We start from the raw sequence: 19,655 nt of genomic DNA on the forward strand, positions 1-19,655 counted from the left end.
GTCGACTGCGGTACGTGCCCGTAACTTGACACTGGCGAATGTGACAGTTGTTAGAGGCTGCGTCAATAGGCGGGGTCCGGGCTGTGGATAACTCTGCGTAGCTCTCAGGTAGGGGTTTCCCCTACGGACCCGTACATCTGGAGTCTGAGGAGAAGACAGCTCTGCGGTCTGACGACTGGCGTGGTCCAGGTCACTACCTTCGAAGACGTGACTGTGATCGCGACCGAAAGCCTGAGCAAGCGGTTCCCCAGGGTGACCGCGCTTGACCGGCTCTCCGTGGACGTCGGGCCCGGTGTGACCGGACTCGTCGGAGCCAATGGAGCCGGCAAGTCCACACTGATCAAGATCCTGCTGGGTCTGTCCCCCGCCTCCGAGGGCCGCGCCGAAGTGCTCGGACTCGATGTCGCCACCAAGGGCGCCGACATCCGCGAGCGGGTCGGGTACATGCCGGAGCACGACTGCCTGCCGCCGGACGTCTCGGCGACCGAGTTCGTCGTCCACATGGCGCGCATGTCCGGCCTCCCGCCCACGGCCGCCCGCGAGCGCACCGCGGACACCCTGCGCCACGTCGGTCTGTACGAGGAGCGCTACCGCCCCATCGGCGGCTACTCGACGGGCATGAAGCAGCGAGTGAAGCTTGCGCAGGCCCTGGTCCACGACCCGCAGCTGGTCTTCCTGGACGAGCCGACCAACGGCCTCGACCCGGTCGGCCGCGACGAGATGCTCGGCCTGATCCGCCGTATCCACACGGACTTCGGCATTTCGGTCCTGGTCACCTCGCACCTGCTGGGCGAGCTCGAGCGCACCTGCGACCACGTCGTCGTCATCGACGGCGGCAAGCTCCTGCGCTCCAGCTCCACCACGGACTTCACGCAGACCACGACCACCCTCGCGATCGAGGTCACCGACACCGACGAGCACCCGGACGGCACGCGCGCGGTGCGCGAGGCGCTCGACGCGCGCGGGGTGGAGGTTCTCGACGGCAGCAACGGCCTGCCGGGCGCCGGACACATCCTGCTGCTCACCGCGCAGGGCGACCAGACGTACGACCTCGTGCGTGACGTCGTCGCCGACCTGGGTCTCGGCCTGGTGCGCATGGAGCAGCGCAGGCACCACATCTCCGAGGTCTTCAAGGACAGCGACGAGCAGCGGAAGGAGGCCGTCGGCCATGGCAGTTGAGCACCCGGTCACCGCCCCCTCGGGCGACCAGACCCGCATCCACAACATCGGCTACCGCAACTACGACGGGCCTCGCCTCGGCCGCTCGTACGCCACCCGCTCCCTCTACTCGCAGTCCCTGCGCGGCTCCTACGGCCTCGGACGCTCCATCAAGTCCAAGGTGCTGCCCATGCTGCTGTTCGTGGTGATGTGCGTGCCGGCGGCCATCATGGTCGCCGTCGCGGTCGCCACGAAGGCCAAGGACCTGCCGGTCGACTACACGCGCTACGCGATCATCATGCAGGCCGTCATCAGCCTGTACGTCGCCTCGCAGGCACCCCAGTCCGTCTCGCGCGACCTGCGCTTCAAGACCGTGCCGCTGTACTTCTCGCGGCCGATCGAGACCGCAGACTACGTACGCGCGAAGTACGCGGCGCTGGCCTCCGCGATGTTCATCCTGACCGCGGCCCCGCTGCTCGTGCTCTACGTGGGCGCGCTGCTGGCCAAGCTCGACTTCGCCGACCAGACCAAGGGATTCGCGCAGGGACTCGTCTCCGTGGCACTGCTGTCACTGCTCTTCGCCGGCATCGGCCTGGTCATCGCCTCGGTGACCCCGCGCCGCGGCTTCGGCATCGCGGCCGTCATCGCCGTCCTGACCATCTCCTACGGCGCCGTCTCCACCCTCCAGGCCATCGCCGAGAACCAGAACAGCTCGAGCGCCATCCCCTGGATCGGCCTCTTCTCGCCCGTCACGCTCATCGACGGAGTCCAGTCCGCGTTCCTCGGCGCGAGCTCGGCGTTCCCCGGAGCGGTCGGCCCGAGCAACGGCGAGGGCGCGGTCTACGTCCTGGTCGTCCTGGGCCTGATCGCCGCCGGCTACGGCCTCCTGATGCGCCGCTACAAGAAGGTGGGCCTGTGACCACGCTCTCCATCGACCACGTCTCCCGCTGGTTCGGCAACGTGGTCGCCGTCAACGACATCACCATGACGATCGGCCCCGGCGTCACCGGCCTGCTCGGCCCGAACGGCGCCGGGAAGTCCACCCTCATCAACATGATGGGCGGCTTCCTCGCCCCCTCCACCGGCACCGTCACCCTCGACGGCCGGCAGGTGTGGCGTAACGAGTCGATCTACAAGCACATCGGCATCGTCCCCGAGCGCGAGGCGATGTACGACTTCCTCACCGGGCGCGAATTCGTCGTCGCCAACGCCGAGTTGCACGGCCTGGGCGCCAAGGCTGCCCAACGTGCCCTGGCCACGGTCGAGATGGAGTACGCGCAGGACCGCAAGATCTCGACGTACTCCAAGGGCATGCGCCAGCGCGTGAAGATGGCGTCCGCCCTGGTCCACGACCCCTCGCTGCTCCTGCTGGACGAGCCCTTCAACGGCATGGACCCGCGCCAGCGCATGCAGCTCATGGAGCTGCTGCGGCGCATGGGCGACGAGGGCCGCACGGTCCTCTTCTCCTCCCACATCCTCGAAGAGGTCGAGCAACTCGCCTGGCACATCGAGGTCGTGGTGGCCGGACGGCACGCGGCCAGCGGCGACTTCCGCAAGATCCGCCGCCTGATGACCGACCGCCCGCACCGCTACCTGGTGCGCTCCAGCGACGACCGCGCCCTCGCGGCCGCGCTGATCGCCGACCCGTCGACGTCGGGCATCGAAGTCGACCTCGCGGAGGGCGCGTTGCGCATCCAGGCCGTCGACTTCGGCCGCTTCACGGTCCTGTTGCCCAAGGTCGCCCGCGACCACGGCATCCGGCTGCTGACGGTCTCGCCGTCCGACGAGTCCCTCGAGTCCGTGTTCTCGTATCTGGTCGCGGCGTAGGAGGCCGAAGATGTACGACCCCACAGTCGCCCGACTCACCTACCGGGCTTTGCTCGGCCGTCGCCGGGCCCTCATCCTGGGCGCCCTGCCCCTGCTGCTGATCGCGATCTCCGTGGTCGTACGCGGCCTCGCGGGCGCCGACGACCAGACGGCCTCCGACCTGCTGGGCGGGCTCGCGCTCGCCACGATGGTGCCGATCATCGGCGTCATCGCCGGCACGGGCGCGATCGGTCCGGAGATCGACGACGGCTCGGTCGTGTACCTGCTGTCCAAGCCGCTCAAGCGGCCGACGATCATCTTCACCAAGCTGATCGTGGCGATCGCGGTGACCATGGTGTTCTCCGCGCTGCCCACCCTGATCGCCGGCTTCATTCTCAACGGCAACGGCCAGCAGATCGCCGTCGCCTACACGGTCGCGGCGCTGGTCTCCTCCATCGCCTACGCGGCTCTGTTCCTGCTGCTGGGCACGGTGTCCCGGCACGCGGTGGTCTTCGGGCTCGTGTACGCGCTCGTCTGGGAGGCGCTGTTCGGCTCCCTGGTGCCCGGTGCGCGCACGCTCAGCGTCCAGCAGTGGTCGCTGGCCGTCGCCCACAAGGTCGCCGGCGGGGACCTGGTCACCTCGGACGTCGGACTCACCACCGCGACCGTGCTGTTGGTCGCGGTGACCGTCCTGGCCACCTGGTACGCGGGACAGAAGCTGCGGTCGCTGACGCTGGCCGGGGAGGAGTGACAGTTCCTGAGGGGGGCGCCCGGTTCCTGTGAGGGCGCCCCCGGTCTTGACGGAGGCTTCACCCCTGTACGGGCACACTGGGCAAAACGGAATGCTGGGCTGAGAGGAACGCTGAGAGGAACGGGGATGGAAGACGACTTCGACGACCTCGTCCTGGACGAGGACTTCATACGAGGCGCCGAGACCTCCGAACCGTCCGCCCGGGCCCGCATGCTCGCCGCCCGCTGGCGCAACGAGGAGCCCGAGCCTCAGCCGTGGCGCTCCGACGAGCCGCCCGCCGGGTGGTTCTTCAGCAAGGGGCGCCGCCGACGGTGGCGGCGCCGCTGACCTCGTACGGCCGATTTATTCGGTGGCGTCCAACTCGTCGTACAGGCACAGTGGTTGTGTCCACACCGCCGGACGCCCGTACTTTCGGATGCTGCTCCGGCGCCACGTTCTGGGAGAGGAGCCGGGCGATGTCCATGCACGACAGTACGTCCAGCTCCCGTCAGGGCAGCCCGCGGCGGGCTCCGGTGTAGTTACCCCACCGTCGAACCCGCTCCGCACCCGGAGCTGCCCGGGGCGACCGCTTCGAGCACGCGATGTCGCTCTCGCGTGGGTCGCCCACCCGGAGGATTGGCCGAGTGGCAAGGCACTGGCTTGCGCTGTGTTCGATTCAAAGCGAGCCATGGTCGGGGGTCGCACCCCGCGCACGTTCGATCCGTGCATCCTCCGCAAGTAGTCCCGAGCGCTCAGGCACAGAGAACCGCGAAGCTCAGGCGAGCAACCGCTCCAACACCACCGCGATCCCGTCCTCCTCGTTGGACGACGTCACCTCGTCCGCCACCGCCCGCAGTTCCTCGTGCGCGTCGGCCATCGCCACGCCCCGGGACGCCCACGCGAACATCGGGATGTCGTTGGGCATGTCGCCGAAGGCGATCGTGTCCGCTGCCTTCAGCCCCAGACGGCGGGCCGCCAGGGAGAGGCCCGTCGCCTTCGACAGGCCCAGCGGCAACAGTTCGACGATGCCCTCGCCCGCCATGGCGACCGTGACGAAACCGCCCGCGGCCTCGCGGGCCGCGTCCGCGAGCTCGTCGTCGGACAGCTGAGGGTGCTGAATGTAGATCTTGTTCAGCGGAGCCGCCCAGAGGTCGGACACGTCCCTGAGCGGGGTCGACGGGAGCGTGCCGGTGACCGCGTAACCCGGGCCCACCAGCACCTCGCCCTCCAGGCCGTCACGGCCGGCCGCCAGGTACAGCGGGCCGATCTCCGCCTCGATCTTGGCCAGGGCCACACCCGCCAGCTGCCGGTCCAGGGTCACCGACGTCAGCAGGCGGTGCGCACCCGCGTCGTACACCTGCGCACCCTGACCGCAGACCGCGAGACCCTCGTAGCCGAGGTCGTCGAGGATGTGCCGGGTCCACGGGACCGCGCGGCCGGTGACGACGATGTGCGCGGCGCCCGCCGCGGTGGCCGCGGCGAGGGCGTCACGGGTGCGCTGCGAGACCGACTCGTCGGAGCGCAGCAGCGTTCCGTCGAGGTCGGTCGCGATCAGCTTGTACGGGAACGTGCCGGAGGGAGACGCGGCGCTCACTTGGCGACCGGCTCCAGGACCTCCCGGCCGCCCAGGTACGGGCGCAGCACCTTCGGCACGTACACGGAGCCGTCGGCCTGCTGGTGGTTCTCCAGGATCGCCACGATCGTGCGCGGTACGGCGCACAGCGTGCCGTTGAGCGTCGCCAGCGGCTGCACCTTCTTGCCGTCACGCAGTCGCACCGACAGCCGGCGGGCCTGGAAGCTGTCGCAGTTGGAGGCCGACGTCAGCTCGCGGTACTTGCCCTGCGTCGGGATCCACGCCTCGCAGTCGTACTTGCGGGAGGCCGACGCGCCCAGGTCGCCCGAGGCCACGTCGATGACCTGGAAGGGCAGCTCCAGGCCGGTCAGCCACTGCTTCTCCCACTCCAGGAGGCGCCGGTGCTCGTTCTCCGCGTCCTCGGGGGCGACGTAGGAGAACATCTCGACCTTGTCGAACTGGTGCACGCGGAAGATGCCGCGGGTGTCCTTGCCGTACGTGCCCGCCTCGCGGCGGAAGCACGGGGAGAAACCGGCGTAGCGCAGCGGCAGCTTCTCGGCGTCGAGGATCTCGTCCATGTGGTACGCCGCGAGGGGGACCTCGGAGGTGCCGACCAGGTAGTAGTCGTCCTTCTCCAGGTGGTACACGTTCTCCGCGGCCTGGCCGAGGAAGCCCGTGCCCTCCATGGCGCGCGGGCGGACCAGCGCCGGGGTCAGCATCGGGATGAAGCCGGCCTCCGTGGCCTGCGCGATCGCCGCGTTGACCAGCGCCAGCTCCAGCAGGGCGCCGACACCGGTGAGGTAGTAGAAGCGCGAGCCGGACACCTTGGCGCCGCGCTCGACGTCGATGGCGCCCAGCGCCTCGCCGAGCTCCAGGTGGTCCTTGGGCTCGAAGCCCTCGGCGGCGAAGTCACGGATGGTGCCGTGCGTCTCCAGCACGACGAAGTCCTCCTCGCCGCCGACCGGGACGTCGGGGTGCACGAGGTTGCCCAGCTGGAGCGCGAGACGCTTGGTCTCCTCGTCGGCCTCCGTCTGTTCGGCGTCGGCCGCCTTGACGTCGGCGGCGAGCTGGCTCGCCTTCCTCAGCAGCTCGGCCTTCTCGTCACCGGAGGCCTTGGGAATGAGCTTGCCGAGCTGCTTCTGCTCGGCACGCAGCTCGTCGAAGCGGACGCCGGACGACCTGCGCCGCTCGTCGGCAGACAGGAGAGAGTCGACGAGCGCGACGTCCTCTCCACGGGCGCGCTGGGACGCGCGCACACGGTCGGGGTCCTCACGGAGCAGGCGAAGGTCAATCACGCGGTCAAGGCTACCGGTGCGGGGATACGGCCCACGACTCACCATTCCCAGCCGTTCCGAAATGAGGCTTACGTTCAGTTATGAGGGAATTGCCGAGCGTGTCAATAAAAAGTGTCTCACTCCCTGGGACGAGGGAGGCTGCGGGCGCTGGGTTGACCCGATTCCCTTGTGGAGAACGGGACTTGGCGCCTGGTTGTCCACAGCGATCCACACCCTCTCAAGAGTTATCCACAGGGTGTGTGGATGATCTGTGGACTTCGGAATTGATCAATCCGAAACGTGGACGCGAACCCGAGGATTCCCAGGGCAAACCGTATTTACCCTCACTTTCGAGTGTAAATAGGTCACCCCAAAGGATTGCTCAAAGGAAAAGAGTGGACGAAGGGTGATGTGCACGCCGGTGAACCCGAGGGTGGGCTGGGGGCCGATTTGTCGACAGGGTCATGCTCCACTGTCGACTTGTCCCCAGGTCGAGAAGCAAACCTGTGGATAACTTCTGTGGATAACTAAAATCTGCAGGTAAGACCGGGGTCAGAACCGGCCGTCCTGGCAGCGCGCGACCCAGTCCGAGGCCGTGACGAACTCCTCGTCCGAGGTGCCGAGCCGCGGTGCGCTGACGTCCTCGACGCCCACGTCCGCGCGCGGGTACGAGCCGAGGAAGCGCACTTCCAGACAGATCCGCTTGAGCCCCATCAGGGCCTCGGCCACCCGGCGGTCGGAGATGTGACCCTCGGCGTCGATGCAGAAGCAGTAGTTGCCGATGCCGGCGCCGGTCGGGCGGGACTGCAGCAGCATCAGGTTGATGCCGCGGGTGGCGAACTCGCCCAGCAGATCGCGCAGACCGCCGGGGTGGTCGTCGCGCTGCCACAGCACGACGGACGTCTTGTCCGCGCCGGTCGGCGCCGCGGGCCGGGCGGGCCGTCCGACCAGCACGAAGCGGGTCTGCGCGTTCTCGGCGTCGTGGATCCCGGTCTCCAGCGCCTCCAGGCCGTAGCGGGCGGCCGCGAACTCGCCGGCGAACGCGGCATCGTACTGGCCCTCCTGGACCAGGCGCGCGGCGTCCGCGTTCGAGGCGGCCGACTCCCAGTGGGCGTCCGGGAGGTTGCTCTTGAGCCAGTTCCGCACCTGGGGCTGGGCGGCCGGGTGTGCGGAGACCGTCTTGATGTCCGACAGCTTCGTGCCCGGCCTGACCAGCAGCGCGAAGGTGATCGAGAGCAGCACCTCGCGGTAGATCATCAGCGGTGCGCCCGCGACGAGTTCGTCGAGGGTGGTGGTGATGCCGCCCTCGACGGAGTTCTCGATCGGCACGAAGGCGGCCTCGGCCTCGCCGGCGCGGACCGCGTCGAGCGCGGACTGCACGGACACGTAGGGGATCAGTTCCCGGGTGGCTGCTTCGGGAAGGGTGCGCAGGGCGACTTCGGTGAAGGTGCCCTCGGGGCCGAGATACGCGTAGCTCGCTGGCATGACCTCACCCTAATGGGCTTGCGGAACCGAGGCTCACGCATCTCACGAGAGCCCTCCCGACCGGCCCTGGCGAACGCCGGGGTCTCACGCCTCCAGCAGCTTCTGCCCCACGTACTCGCCCCTCGCGGCCCCGCCCGGCACCGCGAACAGGGCGCTCGCCTCGTGGCGGATGTACTTGGACAGGGCGTCGCCGCGGTCGAGCTTGCGCTGGAGCGGCACGAAGCCGCGCAGCGGGTCGGCCTGCCAGCAGACGAAGAGCAGACCGGCGTCCGGGACACCGTCCGCGTCGAAGCCGTCGTGGTACGAGAACGGGCGGCGCAGGATCGCGGCACCGCCGTTCTGGTCGGGCCGCGTGATCCGGGCATGGGCGTTGATGGGGACGAGGTACTCGCCCTTGGCGTCCGCCTTGTCGAGGTCCATCGCGGTCGTCTCGGAGCCGCCGGACAGCGGCGCCCCGTTCGACTTCCGGCGCCCGATGACGTTCTCCTGGGCCTGGAGCGACAGCTTCTCCCAGTCGTCGAGGAGCATGCGGATGCGGCGTACGACGGCGTAGGAGCCGTTCGCCATCCACGACGGGTCGTTCGAGCCGGTCGCGGGCACGAAGATCCGCTTGTCGAAGTCGGAGTCCGTCGGCTTCGGATTGCGGGTGCCGTCCAGCTGGCCCATGAGGTTGCGGGCCGTCATGGGGTGGGCCGTGGCGCCCGGCGTGCGGTTGAAGCCGTTCATCTGCCAGCGGATGCGGGCCGCGCTGCCTGCGTCCTTCTGGATCGCGCGCAGGGCGTGGAAGGCGACGAGGGAGTCATTGGCGCCGATCTGCACCCACAGGTCTCCGTTGCTGCGCGCCTTGTCGAGGTGGTCGGAGGAGAAGTCGGGCAGCGGGTCGAGGGAGACGGGCCGCTGCTTCTCCAGGCCGGTGCGGGCGAAGAAGCTGTGGCCGAAGCCGAAGGTGAGGGTGAGCGAGGACGGGCCCGCGTCCAGGGCGACGTCCGTGTCGTCGTGCGCGGCCGCCTCGCCCGCCATCAACCGCTCGGCCGTGGCCGACCAGCGGCGCAGCAGGGCGGCCGCCTCCTTGCGGCCGGCGCCCGCCGTCAGGTCGAAGGCGACGAGGTGGCCCTTGGCCTGGAGGCCGTCGGTGATGCCGGGCTGATGTTTCCCGTGAAACATTGCCATGTCCGCGCCGAGGGAGCTGAGCGGAGTGGCCTCGGAGGGTGCGGCGGCATAGCCCACGGCCCCACCGGCCGCGCCGAGCACGAGGCCGGTGGCGCCGGCGGTGCTCAGGAGCGTGCGGCGTGAAATGCCGTCCTTGGAGGGCGTGTTCGGGGGGACGGGCTCCTGCGAGGGCACCTCGGGACTGCGTGCCTCCGGGATGGACTGGTCAGCCATGGTGCGGTTCAGCCGATCTGCGCGTTCTTGGAGACGGTCACCTGGTCGATGTCGGAGGTCCGCACGGTCACGGCGACCTTCCAGTCGCCGGCCATGGGGATCTGGACCCCGTTCGCCGTCCAGTGTCCGGTGGTGACGTGGTCGGGGTTGACGGGCAACGGCCCGATCTTCTTGGCCTCGAGGGTGAAGGCGACCTTCACCTCGGGGACGTCGAAGGCGCGGCCGTTGGGCCGCTGGACGTAGACGTGCATCTCGTTGCCGCCCACGCGCGCGGGGTCGAGGTCGACCGAGACGACGCCCTTGCCGTCCGTGCCGCCCGTGTTGAAGGACATGGTCAGCGTGAGTGCCCCGGACGACGAGTCGGACGTGGCGGAAGAGGAGGACGAGGACGAGGTGGCCGCCTTGGCCTCCTGTTCGGTGCGTCCCGGCTCGGTCTGGGTCAGCACAGTGGTGACGGCGAGCAGCACGACGGCGACGCCGGCCTCGGCGAGCACGGTGCGGCGCAGTCCGAACCGGTCGGGGTCGGCGTCGCGCTGCCGCTTCTGGCGGGCGGTGTCGATCGCGGCCCGCTGCCGGGCGAGTTGGGCGGCGCGCTGGGAGCCATCGCCGGATGCCGGGCCGTCCGAGGTCTTGGCGGACGCGGACTTCTTGGCCGTTGCGGCACCGGTGCGCGCGGCGGCGTGCTCCTTCTCGCCCGGGGCGTCGCGCTCGGCCGAGTCCTGCGTCTCCTCCGTCCTCTTTGTCTTGTGCGGCTTCGCGACGGCCGTGTCCGCCAGCCGTCCCGTCCAGCGCCGCGAGATCGAGGCGATGCCCACGAGCAGCGCCACGAGCCCGATCTTGACGAGGAGCAGTTGCCCGTACGCGGTGTCGGTGAAGGCCGACCAGGAGCCGAGCTGCCGCCACGACTGGTAGACACCGGTCGCGACCAGCGCGAGGACGCTGTAGAAGGCGACCTGTGAGAAGCGTCGTACGGCTGCCGCCTCGATCGGGGCGTCGGACCGGTACAGGGCCACGAGGAGCGCGGTGAGTCCGCCCAGCCAGGCGGCGACGGCCAGCAGGTGGACGACGTCGACGGGCATGGCGATGCCCGGCTGGAGCCCGGTGGAGGCGTGCTCGGCCATGGCCCAGCTCGCCGCGAGACCGGCGGCCACGACGAATCCGCCGATCGCCAGCCCGAAGGTCAGGTCCCGCTTCTCCTCGTCCTCACGCTTGTCGTAGGCGCCGAAGAGCACGGCGATGAACAGTGCCGCCGCGGCGAGCAGCAGCAGCCGGGAGACGAGTGCCGCGCCCGACTTGGTCTGCAGCACCTGGCTGAGCAGGTTCAGGTCGAAGATGTCGCCGACCTTGCCGGTACTGGTGTAGGAACCACGCAGGAGCAGCAGCATCAGGGTCGCCGAGGTGAGCGCGAGCCACCCGGAGACGACGAGCCGCTGCAGAGCCTTGACGCCGGAGCCGCGCTGCCAGCAGGCCAGTACGAAGGCGGCGCCGCCGACCATGACGATGAAGCCGGCGTACGACACATACCGGCCGAATCCGTACAGCCAGCCGACGACCCCGCCGCCGATCTCCTGGCCGGAGGCGGCGACGGTGGTCTTGGAGGGGGCGCCGATCGAGAAGGTGAAGGCCCCGGCGACGGGGTGGCTGTCCGCCGACACGACCTGCCAGGCCACGGTGTAGGTGCCGTCGGCCAGGCCGCTCTTCAGTTGCACGGCGTACGTCGTGCCGCTGACGTCGGTCGGTTTGCCGTTGTCGACGCGCTTGCCCTTGGGGTCGAGCACGCGCACCGAGTCGCCCGAGGTGGCGACCTTCTCGGAGAAGGAGAGCGAGACCTGGGTGGGCGCCTTGTCGACCACCACCCCCTGTGCGGGGTCGCTGCCGGTCAGCGCGGCGTGAGCGGAGGCCGGTGCGGCACCGGCGAGAAGCGCTCCGACGACAGCCAGGAACAGCAGCACCAGGGTCCGCACACGGCGGGGGGTGATGGTCTGCGTCACGGTGGTCTCCCTCAGTGGCCGGTCGCGGGGTTGTACGTGGCCGACTTGACCGGCATCTCAACCTTGATCGGGCCCGACTTGGCGAAGTGCAGTTCGACGGTGACCGTCGCGCCCTGCTTCAGCTTCCGCTTCAGGTTCTCGAACATCAGGTGGTTGCCGCCGCTCTTGAACACGAGTTGACCATGTGCGGGGACGTCGAGGGACTCGACCTCCTCCATGGTCTGCCCGACGGTCCTGTGCATGGTGACGCTGCCCGCCGCGCCGCTGGTGACGGAGGTCAGCTCGTCCTTGGCGCCGCCCTTGTTGGCGACGGTGAAGAAGCCCGCGGCCATCTCCTCCGTCACCGGCTGGGGCATGTAGGAGGCGCTGACGGCCAGTTCGGGCCTGTCGTCGCCGGAGCCGCCGCAGCCGGCGAGGGCGAGGGCACCGGTCATCACCAGAGCTGTGGGGGCGAGCCGCCTCACGGGTTCTGCCCCTTGACGATCTTGGGGAGATCCTTGGTGTAGTCGTCGACGCCGGCGTCCTCGCCGTAGAGGACGTAACCGCCGTCGGTCTTCGGCGAGAAGGCGATGACCTGGGTGCCGTGCACCGAGACCGTCTTGCCGGTCTTCTTGTCCTTGTGGGTCGGCTCGATGGAGATGCCGAGGGTGCGGGCGCCGGCCTGGATGGTGGAGAAGTCGCCGGTCAGGCCGATGAACTGGGGGTCGATGCCCTTGAGCCACTTGCCGAGTTCGGACGGGGTGTCGCGCTTGGGATCGGTGGTGACGAACACCACCTGCAGCTTGTCCTGTTCGGCCTTGGGCAGCTGCTTCTTGGCGACGGCGAGGTTGCTCATCGTCGTCGGGCAGATGTCGGGGCAGTGGGTGTAACCGAAGTAGATCAAGGTCGGCCTGCCCGCCGTCTCCTTGCGGAAGTCGTACTTCTTGCCCTGCGTGTCGGTGAGCACGAGGTCCGGCTTCTCGAAGGGCCGGTCGAGGATCGTCGCGGCCTTCTGCGAGGTGTCCTCGGAGACCACGGCGACGGGCGAGTTGCTGTCGTCGCCGCTGCCGCAGGCGGAGAGGGTCAGGGAGGCTGCGGCGAGCAGGGCGGCCGCGGCGAACGTCTTCTTGCGCATAGAAAAATGTCCCAGATGTGAGAGCTCCGGTGTGCACCGGGGTCCTGCGACCCCGGTGCAGCACACGGAAGGAACGGTCCTCAGGCGTCGCTGCGTCGACGGCCGGCGAGCACGCCGTACGCCACGCCCAGCGCGCCGACGACGATGCCCACGACGCCCAGCACGCGCGCGGTGGTGTCGCTGCTGTCGGCGGAGACGGAGGTGTCGGCGGCGGTGTTCTCGGTGTCCTTCGAGTCGTCACTGGCCTCTTCGGCGCCCGACGAGCCGTGCGAGTGCTCGTCGTCGGAGGCGGCGGACAGGGCGAGGACCGGGGCCGGGTTCTCGGGCTCGTCCTGGCCCTCCTTCGTCTCCTCGATCCAGCGCACGACCTCCTTGTTGTCGTACGTCTGGAGCGCCTTGAAGACGAGCTGGTCGGCGTCCTCGGGAAGGGTGCCGACGGAGACCGGGAACTTCTGGAAGAAGCCGGGCTTGATGCCGTCGCCGCTCGCGGTCCAGGTGATCTTGGAGACGGCTTCGTTGATCTTCTCGCCGTGCATCTCGATCGGCTTGGCCAGCTTGGCCTTGGTGACCTTGATGTCCCAGCCGTCGATCGGCGCCGGCATCGCCGAGGCCAGCGGGTGGTCGGTCGGGAAGCTGACCTCGAGCTTGGTGGTCGAGGCGTTGTCGCGCTCGTTGGGGACCTTGAAGTCGACGACGGCGTAACCACCCTTGGCGGCCGTGCCCTCGGGCTGCACGCTGACGTGCGCGAAGGCGGGCGAGGACAGGACGACGACGGCAGAGGCGGCGACGGCGCCGGTGGCGGCGAGACGGGAAGCCTTCATGAACGGATGCACTCCACTTCGAGTGAGGTCTGGTGCTGAAGAGGGGTACGCGTGCGTGGAGATGACCTGTCGGTCGGCAACGGGCACGCGCGTGTGCCGCGCGACGGCGGCCCCTCGACCCCGGAATCACGGAGTGGCGGTCGCGTCGCGTCAGGCGGCGAGAACGAGTGCGGCGGCGGGCGGCGGGCCGCGCCTGATCACCGTGTGCTGGAGTGCGCAGCCACGGGGCTTCGGCGGTACGAACAGGGCGGTGCGCGGCGGTCGCGGGCCCGCCCCCGGCGCTCCCGGGAGCCCGGCACGCAGGGCGCGCACCAGCGCGAGCGCCCCGCGCAAGGACCGTACGAGCGCCCCTTCGGCGACCGAATGCGCCGACAGTGCGGACAGTTCGACGAGCCGCAGCAGCGCCAGGTCCCCGCGGCGCAGCAGCCAGCCGGCGGCGATCGCCGCGAGGACGTGGCCGAGCAGCATCGGCAGGGACGGCAGCAGCGAGGCCGGGGAAGTCGCGGTGGCGGAGACGGCGTCCGCCGAGTGGTGCATGGAGCCCATGTCCATGGCCGTGTCCGGGGAGAGCCGGGCGTCGGCGAGGATCCTGCGGGCCTGGGCGGGGCTGATCGCCGCCGCGGTGGTCCCGCACACGAGCCGCGCCGCCCGCTCGACCAGGGAGGCGTCGGACACCGACGGCATCGACATCGTGCCGGCCGACATCGTCGTGTGCTGCCCCAGCCCGAACAGCGTGTGCAGCACGGTCTGCCCGCCCGCGAGCAGCGCCGCGATCCCCGGCAGCGAGCGTGCGCGTCCGGCGAGCGGCACCACGACCAGGGCGGTCCCCGCGAATCCCGCGCCGAGCGTCCACAGTGGCACCGTGGCGCAGGAGGCGAGCGTGTGACCGGCCGCGGCCAGCACGACGCAGACCGCGGCGAACACCGCGGCCCTCAGTATCCGGAGATCCTTTCCGGAGCGCGCCGTGCGCTGGTGGGGGGCAGTCATGGCGGGCTCATCATCGCACTGGCCTTGTGGGTGCCATACGGCAGGTCCGCAAGATGCCGTACGAACCGGAAGATCACTTTATGGTGGGAACCACCCGCACATGCGCCGGTTCCGTTCCGGCGCATACACCGATTCCGTTCGGGACGCATCGCCCATATGGGCGGCATCACGTCAACTCCGTGCTTACACCCGGCCACTCGCGGCAATAAGAAACGGTATGTCGAGTCGCGGCCGGGAGGCTGGAGCATGAGCATCTGGTGGTCACTCCATCTCCGGCGTGAAGCTGCGAGCGTCCCGCTCGCCAGACGCCTGCTGCTCGGCACCATGGAGACGGCGGGCGTCGACCCCGACATCTCCTACGACCTCTCCGTCGCCCTCAGTGAGGCCTGTGCGAACGCCGTGGAGCATGGCGCGGTCGGCGCACACGGCATGCCCTCGGAGGCGTACCGGGTCACCGCCTACCTCGACGGCGAGAAGTGCCGTATCGAAGTCGCCGACTCCGGCCCGGGGTTCGCGGCCGCCCTGCCGCCGCGTCCCGCGCGCGCCGACGCGGAGCACGGCCGGGGGCTGGGCCTCATCCGGGAGCTCGCCGATCATGTCCACATCGGCAACAAGCCGGGGCGGGCCGGTGCGGTGGTGAGCTTCGACAAGATCCTCAAGTGGCGGGAGGACGCACCGCTGATGGCGGTGTGAAGCATGCAAAGGCAGGCAAGAGCTGCACAACGGTCCGACGGTAACCGGAACTTCAGCTTCCTTAGCATTCACAGCTCCTCCTAAGGCCCGCCATACACCCCTGACGGCCGGCGTCCATACGTTCCGGATCATGACGGGAAACCACAGAGACAAGTCGATCAGCCGGCGCCGCGCCATCGCGGTGACCGGCGGCACGGTCGCGGCGGGCGGGCTCGCCGTCGCCGGTTACCAGTCGGCGTTCGCCGACACGACCACGGACGCCGAGGCCACCGCGTCGGCGACCTCCACCAGCAGCGAGTGCATGACGCTGATGACCAGCGTCACCGAGGGCCCCTACTACCTCGACGGCGCGCTCGTGCGGAAGGACATCACCGAGGGCAAGGCCGGCGTCCCGCTGACGCTGCGTCTGACCGTCGTCGACGCCACCGACGGCTGTACGCCGGTCTCCGGCGCGGCCGTGGAGATCTGGCACTGCGACGCCTGGGGCTACTACTCCGGCTACACCACCGCCAACCCCGGCGGCTCCGCGCCAGCGGAGAGCGAGGAGGGCGACTCCGCCAACGACAACACCTACCTGCGCGGCTACCAGATCGCCAACGCCAATGGGGTCGTCAAGTTGAGACGATCTTCCCCGGCTGGTACACCCCGCGCACCTGCCACATCCACGTGAAGGTGCACACGGGCGGCGAGAAGGAGGACGGCACCTACGAGGGCGGCAAGGTCAACTACACGGGCCAGCTCTTCTTGGACGACGACATCGCCGAGGAGATCTTCACGCTCGAGCCGTACTCCAAGCACACCGGCAGCTACACCGTCCTCGCCGACGACATGGTCTACGACGGCGGTGGCGCCTCCAGCGGTCTGCTGACCCTCAAGGCCGTGCACAAGAAGGACCCGTCCAAGGGTTACAAGGGCTTCCTGACCCTCGGCATCGACCCGGACGCCGAGAGCACGGGCGCGGGCAGCGGCGGCGGTGGCACCCCGCCGAGCGACGCTCCGACGGGTACGCCGCCCAGTGACGCCCCGAGCGACAGCACCAGCCCCTCGGCCTCGGCGTCCTCCTCGTAGGGCGCGCCCATGAGCAGCCGAGAGGACGAGACGCTTGCGCAGGCCGCCGTGACGGCGCTGACCGGGCAGCTGGCCCTGGCTCCCAAGCCGGGCCTGCCCGACCCACGTGACCTCGGGGTACCCGCCGGACGTCGAGATCACTGTTCCCTGCGCTGGTCGGCCAAGGCGCTGGCCCCCGGCCTCGCGGCGATGGCCGCCGCCGCCCGCCGCACCGGCGAGCCCACCCCGCAGCTGCGCGCGGAGCTGGGCTCGATCGGGCGGTCCACCGAGCACTCGGTGGGCCTGGCGGGCGGCGGCCACCGGGGCGCCCTGTGGGCGCTCGGCTTCCTCGTCGCGGCGGCCGCGCTCAACCCCCGCGCCGGAGCGCGGGACGTGGCCGCCGCCGCGAAGAAGATCGCCGCCTTCAACGACAAGGGCGCTCCGCGCAGGCCCTCGCGCGGTTCGTCGATCTCCGCGAAGTACGGCGCCGCGGGCGCCCGCGGTGAGGCCCGCGCCGGATTCCCGCACGTACGGCGGGCGTTGGACGCGCTCGCCGCGGCCCGCTCGGCCGGCGCCACCGAGGCACAGGCGCGGCTGGACGCCCTGCTCACCGTGATGTCCACCCTCCAGGACACGGAACTGCTGTACACCGCGGGCCCGTTGGGGCTGCGGCACGTCCAGGCGGGCGCCCGGGGCGTGCTCGAAGCGGGCGGTGCGGCGACCGAGGCGGGCGCGCAGGCGCTGGTGGCCCTCGACGCCGACCTGCACGCGCGCGCGTGGAGCCCGCGGGGGAGTGCGGGCCTGCTCGCCGGAGCCCTGTTCCTGGACTCCCTCCCCCTCAGCGCACAAGCGTGGGCTCGGGCTGCCTGACGGCCCGGTCCGACCGGCCGGCGGCCCTGCGCGCCGCCGGCCCCATCGCGTACGACGCCACCACCGTGACGCCGCCCAGCAGGAGCCACCCCGGGGTCCCCCAACCCACCAGCAGCGAGGTCAGGACGAGCGGTCCCAAGGTCCGCGCCACCGTCACCCCCGTCCCGAAGAACCCCTGGTACTCGCCCACCCGGTCGGTGGGCGCGAGGTCGAAGGACAGCTGCCAGGAACCCGCCGACTGCCCCATCTCGGCGACGACCTGCAGCACCGCCCCGCCCCCCAGGGCGCCCACCGCCACCCACGGCGACACTCCGGCCGACAGCGCGAACACCGCGCACGCCGCGAGCATGACCCACCCCGACCGCCGCACCGCACGTGTGGCGGACGCGAGCCCGGTGACACCCCGCGCCATCCGCACCTGGAACAGCATCACCGCCCCGGTGTTGAGGACGAACAGCGCGGAGACCAGCCAGGCCGGAGCCGCGGTCCGCTCCGCGATCCACAGCGGCAGCCCCAGACTCAGCAGCGGCATCCGCAGCAGCAGAACGGTGTTGAGCAGCGCGACCACCGCGTAGGGCCGGTCGCGGAGCACTCCGCGCGTGTCCCGCTTCCGTACGGTGACGGGCGCCACCGCCGGCAGCCGCGACAGCACGCCCGCGCACACCAGGAAGCTCACGGCGTCCAACGCGAACACCCCGAGATACGCCGCCCGTGTCCCGGCCTGCAACGCCAGCCCGCCGAGCCCCGCGCCCACCGCCAGCCCGGCGTTGAGCGTCGACTGCAGATGCGCGAGCAGCCCCGTCCGCTCCCCGGCCGTCACCAACCCCGCCAGCAGCGCCTGCCGGGCCGCCGCCAGACCCGACTGCGCCGTCGCGTAAGCGCAGGCGGCGAGGACGAACGGAACGAACCCCCGCACCACCAGGAACGAACCGACCGCCGCCGCAGTTCCCAGCGCCAGCAGTACGGCCGTCCCACGCGGCCCGCGCCGGTCGGCGAGCCGCCCGAGCGGCACCCCCGCCACCGACCCGACCGCCCACGCGACGGTCAGCCCGAGCCCCACGTGCGCGGGGGCGAGTCCGACGACATGCGTGAAGTAGAGCGCCGAGGTCACGTAGTAGGCGCCGTCGCCGATGGAGTTCGTCAACTGGGCGAGAGCCAGGACGCGTTGTGGGCCCGCGGGCGGGACGAGGCGATTGGTCATGTCTACGACGCTAGAAGCACATTGGGTCGGTCGGCAGGCCCAATGGGTGAGCATTTCACTGGCCCAATTCAGCTTGCCGAGCATCTGATTCAGCGATCGCCCGGCCCCTGATTCAGCGGTCGCCCAGCCCCTTGGTTCAGCTGTCGGCCAGCACCTTCCCCAACACCTCCAGCGCCTCCGGATACGCCCGCTCCCGGGGTGTCCCGTACCCGACGACGAGCCCTTGCGGGCGTCCCTCGCCGGGCGTGTGCCAGTGGTCGCCCAGGTGTCCGACGGCGAGTCCCTCGGCCTCGGCCCGCTCCAGCACCGCCGCCTCGTCGGCGACCTCCACGAGCGCGTGCAGCCCGGCGGCGATCCCGCGCACGGTGCGCCGACCGCCGAGCCGGTCCAGGAGCTGGTCCCGGCGTCTGCGGTATCTGAGCCGGCACGCGCGCACGTGCCGGTCGTACGCATGGCTGTCGATGAGCTCGGCGAGCGCCAACTGGCCGATGGACTCGGTGTGGTGATCGCTGTGCAGCTTGGCGTCGGCGACCGCGTCGACCAGGTGCGGCGGCAGCACCATCCAGCCGAGCCGCAGCGCGGGCCCCAGCGTCTTGGAGGCCGTACCGAGGTAGACGACCTGCCCGGGCGCCATCCCCTGCAGCGCCCCGACGGGCTGGCGGTCGTAGCGGAACTCCCCGTCGTAGTCGTCCTCGACGATCAGCCCGCCACGCGCGCGTGCCCAGCCAGTGAGCGCCCGCCGCCGCTCGGGGTGCAGTGTCACGCCGGTCGGGTACTGGTGGGCGGGAGTGACGACGACGGCCCTGAAGTCGCCCAACTCCCCCGCGCACAGCCCCCGTTCGTCCACCGGGACCGGCACCGGACTCCCCCCGTTGCGCCGCACCACCTCCCGGTGGAACGGCAGCCCCGGGTCCTCCATGGCGATCTCGGCGCCGTCCAGCACGCGCGTGAGGAGCGCGAGACCCTGCACATACCCCGAGGTGATCACGATCCGCTCGGGCGGCGCGATGACGCCGCGCGCCCGCCCCAGATACCCCGACAGCGCCGTGCGCAGCTCGATACGGCCGCGCGGATCCCCGTAGTCGTACGCAAGCAGCGGTGCCGTGGCGATGGCCCGGCGCAGCGCCCGCAGCCAGGCCGCCGCCGGAAACGCCCCCACGTCCGGACTCCCGGGCCGCAGATCAAAACGCGGAGTACGCGCGCGTGCGGCCGCCTCCGGCGCATCGGCGTCAACGGACGGCAAGGAGGCGACCTGGGTCCCCGACCCCTGCCGAGCGGTCAGATACCCCTCGGCAACAAGCTGGTCGTAGGCGGCCTTGGCGGTCCCCCGAGAGACGCCGAGTTCGGTGGCGAGCCGCCGGGTGGCGGGCAGCCGCGTCCCGGGCGCCAGCCTCCCGTCCCGCACGGCATCCCGAAGGGCCCGCTCGAGCCCGACCCGGCGCCCGTCTCCGGGATCCGGCTCCAGATGCAGATCGACACCAACGCCGGACCAGAAGTCGTTCACGAATCTCCCCCGTGAGTG

The 19,655-nt window shown here is 70.4% G+C and carries 18 protein-coding genes, 1 tRNA gene and 1 pseudogene; 9 read left to right on the forward strand and 11 right to left on the reverse strand.

The window, feature by feature from the left end:
* Positions 1 to 213: 213 nt before the first annotated feature.
* The 6 genes from ABZ880_RS39385 (at position 214) to ABZ880_RS39410 (ending at position 4,429) form a co-directional block, all read left to right on the forward strand.
* Positions 214 to 1,179, forward strand: a complete 966-nt coding sequence (locus ABZ880_RS39385) for an ABC transporter ATP-binding protein (protein WP_361273942.1) — start codon at positions 214 to 216, stop codon at positions 1,177 to 1,179.
* Complete coding sequence (locus tag ABZ880_RS39390) at positions 1,169 to 2,077, forward strand: ABC transporter permease (RefSeq protein ID WP_361273580.1); 909 nt, start codon at positions 1,169 to 1,171, stop codon at positions 2,075 to 2,077. The genes ABZ880_RS39385 and ABZ880_RS39390 overlap by 11 nt, the downstream gene beginning before the upstream one ends.
* Positions 2,074 to 2,985: an ABC transporter ATP-binding protein gene (locus ABZ880_RS39395; RefSeq protein WP_361273582.1), complete on the forward strand. Its 912-nt coding sequence runs from the start codon at positions 2,074 to 2,076 to the stop codon at positions 2,983 to 2,985. Before ABZ880_RS39390 ends, ABZ880_RS39395 begins: the two co-directional genes overlap by 4 nt.
* 10 nt (positions 2,986 to 2,995) lie before the next feature.
* Entirely contained in the window at positions 2,996 to 3,715 is a 720-nt protein-coding gene (locus tag ABZ880_RS39400; RefSeq protein ID WP_361273584.1) for an ABC transporter permease, read from the forward strand.
* 126 nt (positions 3,716 to 3,841) lie between these two features.
* Positions 3,842 to 4,042: a hypothetical protein gene (locus ABZ880_RS39405; RefSeq protein ID WP_361273586.1), complete on the forward strand. Its 201-nt coding sequence runs from the start codon at positions 3,842 to 3,844 to the stop codon at positions 4,040 to 4,042.
* A 282-nt stretch (positions 4,043 to 4,324) separates the two neighbouring features.
* Positions 4,325 to 4,429 (forward strand) — tRNA-OTHER (locus ABZ880_RS39410).
* Between the two features lie 40 nt (positions 4,430 to 4,469).
* On the opposite strand, the gene ABZ880_RS39415 is transcribed toward ABZ880_RS39410, so the two are convergent.
* The 9 genes from ABZ880_RS39415 to ABZ880_RS39455 form a co-directional block, all read right to left on the reverse strand.
* Positions 4,470 to 5,288, reverse strand: coding sequence for an HAD family hydrolase (locus ABZ880_RS39415; RefSeq protein ID WP_361273589.1), 819 nt, complete (start codon positions 5,286 to 5,288; stop codon positions 4,470 to 4,472).
* A complete protein-coding gene (serS, locus tag ABZ880_RS39420) occupies positions 5,285 to 6,562 on the reverse strand; it encodes a serine--tRNA ligase (protein WP_361273592.1) in 1,278 nt (425 codons plus the stop codon). The genes ABZ880_RS39415 and serS overlap by 4 nt, the downstream gene beginning before the upstream one ends.
* A gap of 531 nt (positions 6,563 to 7,093) precedes the next feature.
* Positions 7,094 to 8,026, reverse strand: a complete 933-nt coding sequence (pheA, locus tag ABZ880_RS39425; RefSeq protein WP_361273595.1) for a prephenate dehydratase — start codon at positions 8,024 to 8,026, stop codon at positions 7,094 to 7,096.
* Between the two features lie 84 nt (positions 8,027 to 8,110).
* The gene (gene efeB, locus ABZ880_RS39430) at positions 8,111 to 9,409 is read right to left on the reverse strand and encodes an iron uptake transporter deferrochelatase/peroxidase subunit (RefSeq protein WP_361273597.1); all 1,299 of its coding nucleotides are present in this window, start codon (positions 9,407 to 9,409) and stop codon (positions 8,111 to 8,113) included.
* 8 nt (positions 9,410 to 9,417) lie between these two features.
* A complete protein-coding gene (locus tag ABZ880_RS39435) occupies positions 9,418 to 11,400 on the reverse strand; it encodes a copper resistance protein CopC (RefSeq protein ID WP_361273600.1) in 1,983 nt (660 codons plus the stop codon).
* An 11-nt stretch (positions 11,401 to 11,411) separates the two neighbouring features.
* Positions 11,412 to 11,834: a copper chaperone PCu(A)C gene (locus tag ABZ880_RS39440; RefSeq protein ID WP_361273944.1), complete on the reverse strand. Its 423-nt coding sequence runs from the start codon at positions 11,832 to 11,834 to the stop codon at positions 11,412 to 11,414.
* A 26-nt stretch (positions 11,835 to 11,860) separates the two neighbouring features.
* Positions 11,861 to 12,514, reverse strand: coding sequence for an SCO family protein (locus ABZ880_RS39445; protein ID WP_361273602.1), 654 nt, complete (start codon positions 12,512 to 12,514; stop codon positions 11,861 to 11,863).
* Positions 12,515 to 12,594: 80 nt separating this feature from the next.
* Positions 12,595 to 13,335, reverse strand: a complete 741-nt coding sequence (locus ABZ880_RS39450) for a YcnI family protein (RefSeq protein WP_361273605.1) — start codon at positions 13,333 to 13,335, stop codon at positions 12,595 to 12,597.
* A gap of 150 nt (positions 13,336 to 13,485) precedes the next feature.
* A complete protein-coding gene (locus tag ABZ880_RS39455) occupies positions 13,486 to 14,322 on the reverse strand; it encodes a hypothetical protein (RefSeq protein ID WP_361273608.1) in 837 nt (278 codons plus the stop codon).
* Between the two features lie 246 nt (positions 14,323 to 14,568).
* On the opposite strand from ABZ880_RS39455, the gene ABZ880_RS39460 reads away from it, so the two are divergent.
* The 3 genes and pseudogenes from ABZ880_RS39460 (at position 14,569) to ABZ880_RS39470 (ending at position 16,932) form a co-directional block, all read left to right on the forward strand.
* Positions 14,569 to 15,015, forward strand: a complete 447-nt coding sequence (locus ABZ880_RS39460; RefSeq protein WP_361273611.1) for an ATP-binding protein — start codon at positions 14,569 to 14,571, stop codon at positions 15,013 to 15,015.
* A gap of 130 nt (positions 15,016 to 15,145) precedes the next feature.
* Positions 15,146 to 16,083: pseudogene (locus tag ABZ880_RS39465) on the forward strand (intradiol ring-cleavage dioxygenase).
* A 9-nt stretch (positions 16,084 to 16,092) separates the two neighbouring features.
* On the forward strand, positions 16,093 to 16,932 hold the full coding sequence (locus ABZ880_RS39470; protein ID WP_361273615.1) for a triphosphoribosyl-dephospho-CoA synthase: 840 nt from the start codon (positions 16,093 to 16,095) through the stop codon (positions 16,930 to 16,932).
* Here ABZ880_RS39470 and ABZ880_RS39475 read toward each other — a convergent pair.
* Both ABZ880_RS39475 and ABZ880_RS39480 read right to left on the reverse strand, forming a co-directional pair.
* On the reverse strand, positions 16,901 to 18,133 hold the full coding sequence (locus tag ABZ880_RS39475) for an MFS transporter (protein ID WP_361273618.1): 1,233 nt from the start codon (positions 18,131 to 18,133) through the stop codon (positions 16,901 to 16,903). The two genes, ABZ880_RS39470 and ABZ880_RS39475, sit on opposite strands and share 32 nt — an antisense overlap.
* 136 nt (positions 18,134 to 18,269) lie before the next feature.
* Positions 18,270 to 19,637, reverse strand: a complete 1,368-nt coding sequence (locus ABZ880_RS39480) for a PLP-dependent aminotransferase family protein (protein WP_361273621.1) — start codon at positions 19,635 to 19,637, stop codon at positions 18,270 to 18,272.
* Between the last annotated feature and the right edge of the window lie 18 nt (positions 19,638 to 19,655).

It is taken from the genome of Streptomyces sp. NPDC047043 (assembly GCF_040644055.1).
Taxonomy (GTDB): Bacteria; Actinomycetota; Actinomycetes; order Streptomycetales; family Streptomycetaceae; genus Streptomyces.

Excerpts from the sequence above, each read along its gene's own strand:
- ABZ880_RS39390 (WP_361273580.1), top strand. The coding sequence starts at position 1,169 with ATGGCAGTTGAGCACCCGGTCACCGCCCCCTCGGGCGACCAGACCCGC.
- ABZ880_RS39400 (WP_361273584.1), top strand. The coding sequence starts at position 2,996 with ATGTACGACCCCACAGTCGCCCGACTCACCTACCGGGCTTTGCTCGGC.
- ABZ880_RS39405 (WP_361273586.1), top strand. The coding sequence starts at position 3,842 with ATGGAAGACGACTTCGACGACCTCGTCCTGGACGAGGACTTCATACGA.
- pheA (WP_361273595.1), bottom strand. The coding sequence starts at position 8,026 with ATGCCAGCGAGCTACGCGTATCTCGGCCCCGAGGGCACCTTCACCGAA.
- efeB (WP_361273597.1), bottom strand. The coding sequence starts at position 9,409 with ATGGCTGACCAGTCCATCCCGGAGGCACGCAGTCCCGAGGTGCCCTCG.
- ABZ880_RS39440 (WP_361273944.1), bottom strand. The coding sequence starts at position 11,834 with ATGACCGGTGCCCTCGCCCTCGCCGGCTGCGGCGGCTCCGGCGACGAC.
- ABZ880_RS39445 (WP_361273602.1), bottom strand. The coding sequence starts at position 12,514 with ATGCGCAAGAAGACGTTCGCCGCGGCCGCCCTGCTCGCCGCAGCCTCC.
- ABZ880_RS39450 (WP_361273605.1), bottom strand. The coding sequence starts at position 13,335 with ATGAAGGCTTCCCGTCTCGCCGCCACCGGCGCCGTCGCCGCCTCTGCC.
- ABZ880_RS39455 (WP_361273608.1), bottom strand. The coding sequence starts at position 14,322 with ATGACTGCCCCCCACCAGCGCACGGCGCGCTCCGGAAAGGATCTCCGG.
- ABZ880_RS39460 (WP_361273611.1), top strand. The coding sequence starts at position 14,569 with ATGAGCATCTGGTGGTCACTCCATCTCCGGCGTGAAGCTGCGAGCGTC.
- ABZ880_RS39470 (WP_361273615.1), top strand. The coding sequence starts at position 16,093 with ATGAGCAGCCGAGAGGACGAGACGCTTGCGCAGGCCGCCGTGACGGCG.
- ABZ880_RS39475 (WP_361273618.1), bottom strand. The coding sequence starts at position 18,133 with ATGACCAATCGCCTCGTCCCGCCCGCGGGCCCACAACGCGTCCTGGCT.